Source organism: Heyndrickxia vini (genome assembly GCF_016772275.1).
Taxonomy (GTDB): domain Bacteria; phylum Bacillota; class Bacilli; order Bacillales; family Bacillaceae_C; genus Heyndrickxia; species Heyndrickxia vini.
Genome location: NZ_CP065425.1, coordinates 1,759,847 through 1,772,552, shown reverse-complemented (window position 1 = coordinate 1,772,552; position 12,706 = coordinate 1,759,847). Strand labels below are relative to the sequence as shown.

At 35.3% G+C, this 12,706-nt stretch carries 14 protein-coding genes; 3 read left to right on the top strand and 11 right to left on the bottom strand.

What is annotated here, in order from left to right; translation table 11 throughout:
- Positions 1 to 56 precede the first annotated feature (56 nt).
- From I5776_RS08830 to spoIIM, 8 genes are all read right to left on the bottom strand, one after another.
- Entirely contained in the window at positions 57 to 1,217 is a 1,161-nt protein-coding gene (locus tag I5776_RS08830) for a D-alanyl-D-alanine carboxypeptidase family protein (RefSeq protein ID WP_202780250.1), read from the bottom strand.
- 141 nt (positions 1,218 to 1,358) lie between these two features.
- The gene (locus I5776_RS08825) at positions 1,359 to 2,666 is read right to left on the bottom strand and encodes a pyrimidine-nucleoside phosphorylase (protein WP_202780249.1); all 1,308 of its coding nucleotides are present in this window, start codon (positions 2,664 to 2,666) and stop codon (positions 1,359 to 1,361) included.
- Positions 2,666 to 3,496, bottom strand: coding sequence for a purine-nucleoside phosphorylase (locus tag I5776_RS08820; protein ID WP_202780248.1), 831 nt, complete (start codon positions 3,494 to 3,496; stop codon positions 2,666 to 2,668). The genes I5776_RS08825 and I5776_RS08820 overlap by 1 nt, the downstream gene beginning before the upstream one ends.
- Before the next feature lie 14 nt (positions 3,497 to 3,510).
- Complete coding sequence (deoB, locus tag I5776_RS08815; protein WP_246483996.1) at positions 3,511 to 4,659, bottom strand: phosphopentomutase; 1,149 nt, start codon at positions 4,657 to 4,659, stop codon at positions 3,511 to 3,513.
- Positions 4,660 to 4,908: 249 nt separating this feature from the next.
- Complete coding sequence (xerD, locus tag I5776_RS08810; protein ID WP_202780246.1) at positions 4,909 to 5,802, bottom strand: site-specific tyrosine recombinase XerD; 894 nt, start codon at positions 5,800 to 5,802, stop codon at positions 4,909 to 4,911.
- Between the two features lie 4 nt (positions 5,803 to 5,806).
- Positions 5,807 to 6,013 carry a YqzK family protein gene (locus I5776_RS08805; RefSeq protein WP_246483958.1) on the bottom strand — a complete coding sequence of 69 codons (207 nt, stop codon included), beginning with the start codon at positions 6,011 to 6,013 and terminating at the stop codon, positions 5,807 to 5,809.
- Between the two features lie 123 nt (positions 6,014 to 6,136).
- Entirely contained in the window at positions 6,137 to 6,598 is a 462-nt protein-coding gene (gene fur, locus I5776_RS08800; protein WP_202780244.1) for a ferric iron uptake transcriptional regulator, read from the bottom strand.
- Positions 6,599 to 6,709: 111 nt separating this feature from the next.
- Complete coding sequence (spoIIM, locus tag I5776_RS08795; RefSeq protein WP_202780243.1) at positions 6,710 to 7,360, bottom strand: stage II sporulation protein M; 651 nt, start codon at positions 7,358 to 7,360, stop codon at positions 6,710 to 6,712.
- 151 nt (positions 7,361 to 7,511) lie between these two features.
- Here spoIIM and I5776_RS08790 point away from each other — a divergent pair, with 151 nt between their 5' ends.
- Positions 7,512 to 8,084 (top strand): GNAT family N-acetyltransferase, encoded by a 573-nt coding sequence (locus I5776_RS08790; RefSeq protein WP_202780242.1) that lies wholly within the window; start codon positions 7,512 to 7,514, stop codon positions 8,082 to 8,084.
- 418 nt (positions 8,085 to 8,502) lie between these two features.
- On the opposite strand, the gene I5776_RS08785 is transcribed toward I5776_RS08790, so the two are convergent.
- From I5776_RS08785 to I5776_RS08775, 3 genes are read right to left on the bottom strand one after another with little or no spacing between them, the layout of a single operon-like run.
- The gene (locus I5776_RS08785) at positions 8,503 to 9,693 is read right to left on the bottom strand and encodes a class I SAM-dependent methyltransferase (RefSeq protein WP_246483957.1); all 1,191 of its coding nucleotides are present in this window, start codon (positions 9,691 to 9,693) and stop codon (positions 8,503 to 8,505) included.
- A 51-nt stretch (positions 9,694 to 9,744) separates the two neighbouring features.
- Positions 9,745 to 10,905: an endonuclease Q family protein gene (locus I5776_RS08780; RefSeq protein ID WP_202780241.1), complete on the bottom strand. Its 1,161-nt coding sequence runs from the start codon at positions 10,903 to 10,905 to the stop codon at positions 9,745 to 9,747.
- Positions 10,902 to 11,453: an NUDIX hydrolase gene (locus I5776_RS08775; RefSeq protein ID WP_202780240.1), complete on the bottom strand. Its 552-nt coding sequence runs from the start codon at positions 11,451 to 11,453 to the stop codon at positions 10,902 to 10,904. Before I5776_RS08775 ends, I5776_RS08780 begins: the two co-directional genes overlap by 4 nt.
- Before the next feature lie 103 nt (positions 11,454 to 11,556).
- Between I5776_RS08775 and mciZ the strand changes: the two genes are divergently transcribed.
- Both mciZ and I5776_RS08765 read left to right on the top strand, forming a co-directional pair.
- Entirely contained in the window at positions 11,557 to 11,685 is a 129-nt protein-coding gene (gene mciZ, locus I5776_RS08770; protein WP_202780239.1) for a Z-ring formation inhibitor MciZ, read from the top strand.
- Between the two features lie 70 nt (positions 11,686 to 11,755).
- Positions 11,756 to 12,670 (top strand): aldo/keto reductase, encoded by a 915-nt coding sequence (locus I5776_RS08765; RefSeq protein WP_202780238.1) that lies wholly within the window; start codon positions 11,756 to 11,758, stop codon positions 12,668 to 12,670.
- Positions 12,671 to 12,706 lie beyond the last annotated feature (36 nt).

Genomic DNA, 12,706 nt, shown 5'->3' with positions numbered 1-12,706 from the left:
AGTCTTCGTTCGACTATAGAAAGGCGATATTTACCTTGATTACCTCTCTAGATTAATTAGCTTTTAGTAAACATACCAAAGGAACGTTTGAATAATTTCCACCATCCGGCTTGTTTTACATCCTTATTTGCAACAAGTTTTGATTGAACAAGGATTTTTCCGTCTTTTTTCACTGTTATTGTACCTATTTGATCACCTTTTTTGATTGGTGCTTTTAACTTTTCATTCAATTTTATCGATTTTTTAAGGTGATCGATTTTTTCACCCTTTTTAGTTAAAACAGAAATCGGTTCACTCGTAATAGCTTGTATTTGTTTTGTATCTCCCTTACTAACCTTTAAATTCCCTAATGATTGACCTTTTTTAAATAACGGGTGAGTTGAATACATAGCAAAAGCATAATCTAGCATTTTAGTTACTTGAGCATTTCTAATCTTTGTCGAAGGTGCTCCAAATACAACGGCAATAACGCGCATTCCGTTTTTCTTGGCAGTAGCTGTTAAGCAAAATTTCGCCTCATTTGTAAAACCTGTTTTAAGACCATCTACCCCAGGATAAAATTTTACAAGTTTGTTCGTATTCACCAGCCAAAACTTTTTATCCGTATTTTCGCGTAAATAGGACTCATATTTACCTGTGAAATTTGTAATATTTTCGTGTCTTAATAGGTCTTTCGCCATTAAAGCCATGTCATAAGCTGAGCTATAATGGTCTTTTTCAGGAAGTCCTGTAGCATTTTGAAATTTTGTATCTTTAAGTCCTAGTTCTGCTGCTTTTTTGTTCATCATTTCTACAAATTCTTCTTCACTGCCAGCTATCTTTTCAGCCATAGCAACAGATGCATCGTTAGCTGAACCAATCGAAATTCCTCTTAACATTTCTTCAACTGTCATTTCTTCGCCCGGTTCAAGGAATATTTGAGATCCTCCCATTGATGCAGCAAATTCACTTGTACGTACTTTTTCATTTAAAGTAATCTTTTTTTGCTCAAGGGCTTCCATTATCAATATCATGGTCATCACTTTTGTCATCGATGCGGGTGGAAGCTTTTCATGACTATTTTTATCATATAAAACTGAGCCTGTGTCCCGTTCAATTAAAATAGCTGATTTCGCATCCGAAGCTAATTCGGTCGTTTTTTCGGCAGCTTTCACTTGAGAAGTGATGATGGATGCCATTAAAAAATAAATAACTAGAATACTTATACCTTTTTTCATTTGGACCCCTCCGAAGATTTTCTTTTTAAACAAGATACATAGCACCATTTTTTCCATCTCTAGCTTTTTTATACAGTTAAAAATAAAAATGGGTCAGTTCATAAATGAACTGACCCATTTCGATTTTAGTAGTAGTAAAAATTAATCCTTGCCAATCTCTTCATGAATCAAGATCGGAGCGGTAACTTTTTGTTTTGACATTATAATATTGTCATACAGCTTTTGTTTTACATCTTCAATTTCTTCTTGATTAGAATATATTGTTAGTAAAGATTCACCTTTTTTCACTTCGTCTCCAATTTTTTTATGAAGAACAATTCCCACCGCTAAATCAATGATTGATTCTTTCGTTGCACGTCCCGCACCTAACATCATTGCTGCCGTGCCGATTTCGTCTGCAATAATTTCAGAAATATATCCATCTTCTAGTGAAGGTAAATCAAATGTATATTTTGCCTGTGGTAATTTCGAAGGATTATCAACTACCTCAGGATCCCCACCTTGAGATTGTAAAAATGTTTTAAATGATTCAAGGGCTTTACCATTCGAGATGACTTCTAAAAGTTTTTCACGTGCTTCTTCAAGAGTCGTTGCCTTTCCAGCAAGATAAACCATATGACTTCCAAGTGTTAAACATAATTCAGTTAAATCATCTGGCCCTTCCCCACGCAATGTATCAATCGCTTCTTTCACTTCAAGTGCATTTCCAATCGCATAACCAAGTGGTTGGCTCATATCTGAGATAACTGCCATCGTTTTTCTACCAACATTATTCCCTATATTCACCATCGCCTTAGCTAACTCGCGTGAATCCTCGATTGTTTTCATAAATGCGCCAGCACCGGTTTTCACGTCTAAACAAATGGCATCAGCACCTGCTGCAATTTTTTTGCTCATAATTGAACTAGCGATTAATGGAATGCTATTTACTGTTCCGGTTACATCTCTTAGTGCATATAATTTTTTATCTGCCGGTGTTAGATTGCCACTTTGACCAATAACGGCAAGTTTATTTTCATTAACAAGCCGAATAAATTCATCATTTTCGATTTCAACGTGAAATCCTTTAACTGCTTCTAGTTTATCAATTGTACCGCCCGTATGTCCCAGGCCTCTACCGCTCATTTTTGCTACTGGTACTCCTAAAGCTGCTACCAAAGGTCCCAAAACCAATGTTGTTGTATCGCCAACACCTCCGGTGGAGTGTTTATCTACTTTTACCCCTTCAATCGCGGATAAATCAATGGTATCTCCGGAATGAACCATTGCCATCGTTAAATCTGCTCGCTCACGTTCATTCATTCCTTGAAAATAAATAGCCATCGTTAATGCACTCATTTGATAATCCGGTATCGTATTATTCGTGTAACCTTCTATAATAAATTGAATTTCCTCGGATGTAAGCTCTTTTCCATCTCGTTTTTTTTCTATTAAATCGACCATTCTCATTATTCTTCACCAACTTGTATGTTTTTGACAATCTCTTTCACAAATGTAAGAAAATCCGCTCGGACTTTTTCCGTCGTTTCTATGACTTCATCATGTGTTAATGGCTGATCTAATATCCCAGAGGCCATATTGGAAATACAGGATATTCCTAGAACTTTTAAACCAGCATGTCTAGCGATAATAACTTCAGGGACCGTCGACATCCCTACTGCATCTCCCCCTAATGTCCGAATCATCCGAACCTCTGCCGGAGTTTCATAGGTTGGACCTGTATTTCCTACATATACTCCTTCTTGAATTTTAATGTTAAGTTGACTTGCTATTTCTTTAGCTTGTGAACGTAATTCTTTATTATATGCCTCAGACATATCAGGGAATCGCGCACCAAACCTTGAGTCATTTGGTCCGATAAGAGGGTTACTGCCCATATTATTAATATGATCAGAAATAATCATGAGATCCCCCGGTTCGTAATCCTTGTTCACACCACCTGCAGCATTGGTCACAACTAACACTTCAACACCAAGTTCTTTCATGACTCGAACCGGAAATGTTACTTGATCAAATGAATATCCTTCGTAATAATGGAATCTTCCTTGCATCGCAACAACATCTTTACCGCTTAATTTTCCAAATACTAATTGACCTGCATGCCCTTCAACGGTTGAAATCGGAAAATTAGGAATGTCTTTATATTGAATTTTTAACGGGTTTTCAATTTCATCTGCGAGTACCCCAAGACCAGAACCTAAAATAAGACCTATCTTTGGTTTTTTGCTATACTTTTCTTTTAAAAATAATGACGCTTGTTCAATTAATTTGTATTCCACCCGGTTTTCCCCCTCTATTCTTTAATATCCTTTAAGAAACTCGTTCCAAATTCAGGTAACTTTACATTGAAATTATCTGCTATCGTTGCCCCTATATCTGCAAATGTCTTTCTCAGTGGTAGTTCTGTCCCACCGTTAAAACGTTTTGAATAAATTAATAAAGGGACATATTCACGCGTATGATCAGTCCCATGATGAACAGGATCGTTCCCATGATCGGCCGTAATAATAAGGAGATCATCATCAGACATTTTTTCAAAAACCTCAGGTAACCGAGCATCATATTCCTCTAATGCTTTGCCGTATCCAATTGGATCACGACGGTGCCCATATAATGCATCGAAATCAACTAAATTTATAAAGCTTAATCCAGTAAATTCCTTATCAAATGTTTGAATAAATTTATCCATTCCATCCATATTTGATTTTGTACGTATTGCTTCTGTTACACCTTCACCATCATAAATGTCAGAAATCTTTCCTAAAGCAATGACATCATATTCATTATCCTTCAATTCATTCATTACAGTACGATCAAATGGCTTTAATGCGTAATCGTGACGGTTTGGTGTTCTCGTGAACTTGCCCGGCTCACCAATAAATGGACGAGCAATAATACGACCTACCATATATTTAGGGTCTAATGTTAATTTTCTGGCAATCTCACATATTTTATAAAGTTCTTCTAGTGGAACTACTTCTTCATGAGCAGCGATTTGTAATACCGAGTCTGCCGATGTATAAACAATTAGTGCACCTGTTTCCATATGTTCTTTTCCTAATTCGTCTAAAATTTCTGTCCCACTGGCGGGTTTATTTCCGATGATTTTACGACCGGATTTTTCCTCTAATTCAGAAATTAATTCATCTGGAAAGCCATTCGGAAAGACCTGGAATGGGGTAGAAATATTCAATCCCATAATTTCCCAGTGGCCAGTCATTGTATCTTTCCCATTTGATGCTTCTTGCATTTTAGTATAATAGGCAAGTGGTTTATCGGCTTTTTTAATCCCTTGAATCTCACGAATATTAGAAAGACCTAGTTTCTCCATATTCGGCATATGAAGTCCATTCATTTTTTCAGCAATATGTCCGAATGTATCCGAACCTAAATCATTAAATTTTTCTGCATCCGGTGCTTCACCAATTCCTACAGAGTCCATTACAATAAGATGAACTCGCTTATATGTATAATTACTCAACTCAATTCATTCCTTTCAAATAATATTTAAAACGGTTACATTCTAACAAAAATATCTTACCCTCCATGCGAAAAGTTAACCAGTGATTCAGTAGACCACTTTTCAAGGTAAGAGGTCTGACAACTCTATTTTACCAAAGGAATGAGCAAATCTACAACTAAATCCTTCAATTGAAAAAACCACTAAAAAAATAGTGGTTCTCGCAATCTATTATGCTCGGGGATGGTGTTTCGAATATACATCTTTTAATCTTGTTTTCGATACGTGTGTATATATTTGTGTCGTAGATATATCTGCATGTCCAAGCATTTCTTGTACTGCTCTTAAATCAGCTCCATTTTCCAACAAGTGCGTCGCAAACGAATGGCGCAATGTATGTGGCGTAAGCTCTTTTTGGATATTCGCCTTTCTAGCTAAGCCTTTCAATATTTTCCAAAAACCTTGCCTTGTTAAGCGATTGCCAAGGTGATTTAAAAAGAGGGCTTCCGTTTGATATTGTTTCGACCGAAGCTTTGGTCTACTATCTTTTAAATAGGTTTCTAATATTGTAGAAGCTGTCTTACCAATTGGAATGATTCTTTCTTTATTTCCTTTTCCTAGACACCTTACAAACCCCATTGTTAAATGAAGATCATCTAAATTAAGATTTATCAGTTCACTCACGCGCATTCCTGTTGCATATAATAACTCTAACATAGACTTGTCCCTTAACGGCAATGCCCCTGTTTCTGATGGAGCATCTAATAAGGCTTCGACTTCTGATAAACTTAAAACCTTTGGTAAATTTCTCTCCGTTTGCGGGGTTTCTATATGAACGGACGGATCACTGTCTGTTGCTTTTTCTCTTAAAAGAAATTGGTGAAATGATCTGACAGATGCAACATGGCGCGCAAGTGTTTTAGCCGACTTTCCTTGTTGTTTTAAATGATTTAAAAAGTGGACGATATGCACACGAGTGATTCCGTTTAATGTTTCAATTTGTTCCACTTTTTGCATGTAGTTTATATAACTTTTTAAATCTCTTTCATAGGATACAACCGTATTTTTAGATAATCCTTTTTCTACTATCATAAAATGTATAAAATCTCTTAAACGATCAAGCATTTTATTACTCCCCATCTAAATAAAACAATAATAGGCGGTTAAACCAATTGGAATCTTCTTGATTTACCGAATTTACCTTTACCGCTGTACCTTTTGGTTCATCATATCGATGATAATCTTCATATTCTTGATTTACCCACATAATACCATAATAAAAGAGTAAAGTGCATCCGGTAAACAAAATAAAAACCTTTAATGTGCGTACAATCATTTTAATCCAAGACATGAAATTGTCCGTTCCCTTCGCTAATAATTTGAACTATTCTAATACAAGCTATGCCAAAGGAACAAAAAATTATACCTAAAAAACCTTTTCACTAATGAAAAGGTTTTTCTAAGATTCGTCTTCGTTATTTTCTTTATCTTGACAGCGCCAGCATATCCCGTGAAAGGTTAAGCGATGGTCTTTAATTTTAAAATTCCAGCGTTTTTCAACAATTGCTTCAACATCTTCAAGTAAATCTTCTTGGATTTCATCCACCGCACCACATTCAATACAAACCAAATGATGATGAAAGTGTGCAGCTCCCTCTTGTCTTAAATCATATCGTGATACACCATCACCAAAATTAATCTTATCTACAACCTTTAGTTCTGTTAAAAGTTCTAGTGTACGATAAACGGTTGCTAACCCAATCTCTGGCGACTTTTCTTTAACAAGGAGGTAAACATCTTCTGCACTCAAATGATCTTCTTCGTTTTCCAACAACACTCTAACGGTTGCTTCACGTTGCGGCGTTAGTTTATAACTTGCAGAATGTAATTGTTTTTTTATTCTATCGACACGACTTTCCATTGAAGTATCCTCCCTCGCCACTATCGATATAATTATAACAGAAGCGAGAGAAAAGATGCAAAATAAAATTATTATCACATTTAAAAAGTAGCTTTTATCATTTAATAATTATTATTTATTAACATATGACATAACGCTTTTCATCAGTGTCGGCGAAAGATAGGCTTCTACACCTGCAGCTAATGAAATGATACCTACAGCGAAAACAAAAGCAATGACATACTGGGCCAACATAGGAAAAATATGAAAACCTATATTTTGTTTGATAAAGATTTTACGAATTAATTTTAAAGAAACACCGACAGCCATTACTGCGATAAAAATAAACATCGGAATAATAAAAAAGTTTTGAGGAAGAACTGTTACAAATGAAAGCAAAAAGCCCCCCCAACCCATTTGATTTACAAGAAAACCAACGGAAAATCCAACGACAATCCCTTTAATAAATAATAATATAAGAATAATTGGTAAACCAATAATCGATATTCCTAATATCCACATTAATCCTAGAAACTTAACATTATGAAGAAAGCTTAATCGAAATAAATCAGAAGGTGCAGCAACTTTCCCATCTGATACTTGTCCGAAAAATTGATTTAAATAATAATATAGATCATCTTTCTGATCAAAAGATAAACTATTAACAATAACCGCACCAAAAACGACTCCCATTAAAAAAAGGACAATGATAAATGAGTAAATTGAGGAATATTCTTGTACATGACGAATGATAGGATTAGAGAACGACTGGTTTTTCCGCATTTTACTTCCTCCTACTATATTAGATAAAAAATCTCTTATTATCACCTTATGCGCAATTTCTTTTGATATGCCTATCTTGTCTATTATTTTTCTCTTGCATATTTACTTTTTGAAGAGTTATAATTTTGTAAATAATTTTAGGGGGATTGTAATGAAACCAATATTAATAGATTTTCCCGATAGAATTGAAACCGAACGACTATATATTCGACCTTGTTTACCAGGTGATGGAAAAATTCTTTTTGATGCAATTAATTATTCACGTGAAGAATTAAAAAAATGGCTTCCATTTGCTAACCGAGATCAACAGTTAGACGATATTGAGGAGGGAATACGAACTTCATATGCGGAATTTATTAAACGGAATGATTTTAGACTCCATATTTACCGAAAACGAGATAATGTATTTATAGGATCGACTGGTTTACACCGAATAAATTGGGAAGCAAAACGATTTGAAATTGGTTACTGGCAAGATAGTCGTCAGTCGAATAATGGTTACATTACAGAGGCAGTAAAGGGGCTTACGAGTTTTGCCTTTAATCATTTAGAAGCTGAAAGAATCGAAATTCGCTGTGATTCATTAAATATCCGTTCGCGTAAAGTTGCCGAACGTTTATCATTTACTTTAGAAGGCATTCTTCGCAATAACGAAACAAGCGTAGATGGAACAACACTTCGGAGTACATGTATTTTTTCAATGTTAAAGAATGAGTGGCAATAAGAAAAGCGCAAGCGCCTTGCTCATCGACGTAAAAACTGGAAGGACTTTGACTGAGATAAAGGAAACACGATAAGCCTGCAAGGCGAATCGATGTTGACTTATCGTAAGGAAAAGTTCGGAAGTTTTCTAGTCGATAGGCGCTGGAGCTAGACAAATAGAAAAGCGCAAGCGCCTTGCTCATCGACGTAAAAACTGGAAGGACTTTGACTGAGATAAAGGAAACACGATAAGCCTGCAAGGCGAATCGATGTTGACTTATCGTAAGGAAAAGTTCGGAAGTTTTCTAGTCGATAGGCGCTGGAGCTAGACAATAAGAAAAGCGCAAGCGCCTTGCTAGACAAAGCAGATATTTATTAGAAACATTAATCCTACAAAATTTACTTTCTTATCTGTAAATAAAAGCTGTAGCTAAAAACGGCTACAGCTTTTTTGCAACTAATGTATATGTTTTTGGCAATCCAATGTCTGAAATTTTATGATTGGGTTCTTCCTCTAATGTTTCAATCATAAGTTGTGCTTGTGCTGTAGAGGTTATTATTTCACTTAACGTCCATTTTCGTTGGAGAACATGTTGTAAATTTGCTTTTTCTTCATCTGGCATATGTTTTGTAAAGGCAACATGGTTATTTTCAATAGTTGGATCAAAATAATTGCCAGTAACTTTATGTTTCTTCCCCGTTGAAGTAATTAGTTTTGTTGAAATTGGATGGAACTCATGTAAAATAAAATGACCTTTTTTCCGTAATAGTTGATGAATTTTTTGCATTAACTTATTCAAATCAATAAAGTAATGAAGCACCCCTAGCTCCATTAAAACAATATCGAATTGATTATGAAATTCCTCAATCGGTAATGACAATACATCTGAAACTACATATGAAAGCTTTGTTTCTGCCGCATCACTTAGTTCCATTGCGAACATTTTATTTTCTTTTGAAAAATCAACTACCGTAACATCCGCCCCAAGTAATGACATAGCCACGCCCTTTATCCCGTTTGATCCTAATAAATGAAGCACCTTTTTATTAGCTAAAGGTTCAAGATATTTATAAAAAGGATGAAGTCTCCATTTCGGATTTTCAATTATTTTTTTGACTACTTCTTCGGGTGCACCATAACGTTTTAGAAGTGCTGTATAATTATTTTGATTCCATGCTACTTCATTTTGCTTGGTTACCTTATCTTGTTCTCTCGCTAAATATGCTTCTATTTCCAACGTATTGATCTTTTTTGAGTCAAAATAGAGATATTTATACAAAGATATACAGTAAAACAATTGATTTTCCTTCATTATTTCGATTCGATAAGGATCTGTTTTAATCGTCGTATTAAAAACACAATGTACATGGATCGAGTAATCTTCCGACTTTACTTTATAAAAAGCGGATGTCTCATTTCTTCCCTTGCCTATTTGCTCGAAATGATGGAAAATCTGATAGGAAGTGTCAAAAAGATCCCACTGAACTTGAACGAATACCGTTTGCAAATGATCCACTTCCACATCTTGCAACCATAATGACGTGGAATCGATAAAATGATATGGAATTTTTTCTTCATCAAAACGTACTGCGATTTCCTTAATTAATTGTAAATAATACTTATCTTCCATAATACCCTCCGTTATTTCACAAGGCGGACTAAAATTGTGTCTAAATATTTATTATTTCTTAGACACTTTCCCGTACTGCCCGCCGCCACCAGCAGATAACTGTAAGTCACCATTTCTTGCTTTGATAATTAATTCAGCTAGGTCCATTTTCACTAGTTTTTCGATTTCCTTTTTCGGGACATTATGAAGGATATTCATTTCTGTTCCGAAATGATCTAGTAATTTTGCCATCGTTTTTGGTCCTAAACCCGGCAAGAAATCTAGTGGAACTTGGTGAATATATGGTGGCCGGTCTGGTACCGAAATTGCCGTAGTTAATTCTTTAATACGATCCGCCACCCCTTTAGTAAACTGGGTAGATCCACACTGTTCACATTTATCACCAATCTTTTTCGCATAACATTTCGCACAAGTAGTTTCATGGTATTTTCCTAAATAAGGATTTAATCCATAATTCGCGACAATTTCATTACCATCTTCATGGTGTAGTGCTTTTTTCAATGCAAGAAAGGTCGGTTCCTCCAATTTCATTACTTGGTACTCGCGTGCGATTTTTGCCAGTGAATGTGCATCAGAATTACTGACAAATGTATAATTATGTAATTCTTCAATATGATCTGCCATTTCCGTATTGGAACTAAGACCAAGCTCAATAGCATCAATTAAATTGGGATCTAAGACTTCTGCTAAAGATGATTCTACACCTTTCCCATAAAGGCTTTTAAATGGCGTAAACACATGAGCTGGAATAAAAATCCCATCCAACTCTTTAATTTTTTTCTGCAAAGTCCGTGCATCTTCACGTATTCGTTGGGTGCTCAATTGATTATTTTTCACTTTTCCTGTATACCAATTAGAAAATTCTTTTATTTTCTTAAGAGAAGGAAAATAACCTAGTACATGGAGTGGTCCTTTACAATTCTCATCATTTACTTCAATCTCTACCCCTGGAATGAGTGTGACCGAATCTTGAAATCGAAAACCGCCATCCTCCATTTCAACTAGTTCTCCGTTTTGTAGTAAATCTTCAATTTCAGCAATCACTTCAGGTGAATGACAATCAATGACACCTATCAAATCAAGTCCTTTAGGAAGTTTTGCCGCGCGTAAAATATTGGTAAGTGTCAATGTTTTTGAAGCTGTTATTTTAACAGGTTTCCCTGTTTTTGTTCGTCCGATATGAATATGCAGATCAACAAAGTACTTATTCAATTCTTTTTCGCCTCTTTTAATTGTAAATATTGGATTGCATATGCTGTTTTCGCATCACAAATCTTTTGTTGTTCGACTAATTTGACTGCTTCTTCCAAGGTAACCTCCATCAACTCCACAAATTCGTCTTCATCTGCACTTTTTGGATGCTCTTTCTTTTTTAACCCTTTTGCAAAATAGAGATGTAATATTTCATCGGCAAATCCCGGTGCTGTGTAAAAGGAGATGATGTGTTCTAAAGCTTCACACTCATAGCCTGTTTCTTCTTCTAATTCTCTTGCTGCAGTGATAATCGGCTCCTCTCCCGGCTCTAATTTACCAGCAGGAATCTCAATTATTGCCTTATCCATTGGTTTTCGAAATTGTTCAACTAAAATAATTTTATTTTGATTGGTGACAGCTAGGACAGCAACTGCTCCTGGATGTTTAATGATTTCACGTTTTGATGTTTTTCCGTTTGGAAGTTCAACTTCATCAACTTGTAAATGAACCACTTTTCCTTCAAATATTTTTTCGGTCTTCAATGTTTTTTCGGTGAATTTATGCATTTTATCTGCTCCCTGTTCTAATCTTGGACATTATTCATACATTTTAACACAAAAAGAAAAATGCGAAAAAATCTACCGAAAATTCTTCAAGGAGCGGATACGAATGAAGATTTATATTCAACCAAAAGGGGTAATTTTGAGCGGTAAAGCTTGGGAAATTAGAGAGAGTCTTAAATTTTATGCGAAAAAGCATAAGTATGTTAGTGATTGGATAAAAAAAACAGGACAGTAACAATTAGTGGTTTTCCGCACTTTTTTTCGATAGAATAAGTTCTACTAGTGAAAGAAAGGACTAATTTTTCATGAATAAAAATCAATTAGGAACTTCCGAATTATTTGTATCAGAGTTAGGGCTCGGTTGTATGTCCTTAGGGACCAATGAACGAACCGCAAAGGAGATTGTGAAAGCAGCTATTGATGAAGGAATTAATTATTTTGATACTGCCGATTTATATGACTTTGGATTAAATGAAGAAATTGTTGGAAAATCATTAAAATCTGTTCGTGATCAAGTCATTATTGCAACAAAGGTAGGAAATTGCTGGACTGATGATAAAACAAGTTGGAATTGGGATCCTTCCAAAGCTTATATTAAAGAAGCGGTGAAAAATAGTCTTCACCGTCTGCAGACGGATTATATCGATTTATATCAATTGCACGGTGGCACAATTGAGGATCCTATTGATGAAACTATCGAAGCATTCGAAGAACTCAAAAAGGAAGGATTAATCAGATATTACGGCATCTCCTCCATTCGCCCAAATGTCATCCGTGAATACGTGCAAAAATCGAGTATTGTAAGTGTTATGGTCCAATATAGTTTATTAGATCGTCGTCCAGAGGAAGACATACTCCCTCTTTTAAAAGAACACGCTGTTAGTGCTGTGACTAGAGGACCTGTTGCGAAAGGGATATTAAGTGAAAGAAGCTTTGAAAAGATTTCGGACAAAGGGTATTTAGATTATTCGTATCATGAATTAGTTGAAATAATGAAAGAAATCAAAAATAAATTATTGATGGGAAACCGCAATATGACTGAACTTGCTCTACAATACAATTTATCGAATAGTTCTGTAGCTTCTGTGATTACCGGTGCCAGCAATATTGAGCAAATTAGAGAAAATGCCAAAGCGGTTCAGAAAAACCCCCTAACAAAAGAAGAACGCGAATTATTGGTTAAATTGACTAAACAACAGAAATACACCGCCCATAGATGATTAGAGACATTCTCAAAAAGACGTTTTTATAAATAA

Coding starts and splice junctions, on each gene's coding strand:
- xerD (WP_202780246.1), bottom strand. CDS start 5,802: ATGCTTGATCGTTTAAGAGATTTTATACATTTTATGATAGTAGAAAAA.
- I5776_RS08790 (WP_202780242.1), top strand. CDS start 7,512: ATGAAACCAATATTAATAGATTTTCCCGATAGAATTGAAACCGAACGA.
- mciZ (WP_202780239.1), top strand. CDS start 11,557: ATGAAGATTTATATTCAACCAAAAGGGGTAATTTTGAGCGGTAAAGCT.
- deoB (WP_246483996.1), bottom strand. CDS start 4,659: ATGGACTCTGTAGGAATTGGTGAAGCACCGGATGCAGAAAAATTTAAT.
- I5776_RS08785 (WP_246483957.1), bottom strand. CDS start 9,693: ATGGAAGATAAGTATTATTTACAATTAATTAAGGAAATCGCAGTACGT.
- fur (WP_202780244.1), bottom strand. CDS start 6,598: ATGGAAAGTCGTGTCGATAGAATAAAAAAACAATTACATTCTGCAAGT.
- I5776_RS08775 (WP_202780240.1), bottom strand. CDS start 11,453: ATGCATAAATTCACCGAAAAAACATTGAAGACCGAAAAAATATTTGAA.
- I5776_RS08805 (WP_246483958.1), bottom strand. CDS start 6,013: ATGATTGTACGCACATTAAAGGTTTTTATTTTGTTTACCGGATGCACT.
- spoIIM (WP_202780243.1), bottom strand. CDS start 7,360: ATGCGGAAAAACCAGTCGTTCTCTAATCCTATCATTCGTCATGTACAA.
- I5776_RS08830 (WP_202780250.1), bottom strand. CDS start 1,217: ATGAAAAAAGGTATAAGTATTCTAGTTATTTATTTTTTAATGGCATCC.
- I5776_RS08765 (WP_202780238.1), top strand. CDS start 11,756: ATGAATAAAAATCAATTAGGAACTTCCGAATTATTTGTATCAGAGTTA.
- I5776_RS08825 (WP_202780249.1), bottom strand. CDS start 2,666: ATGAGAATGGTCGATTTAATAGAAAAAAAACGAGATGGAAAAGAGCTT.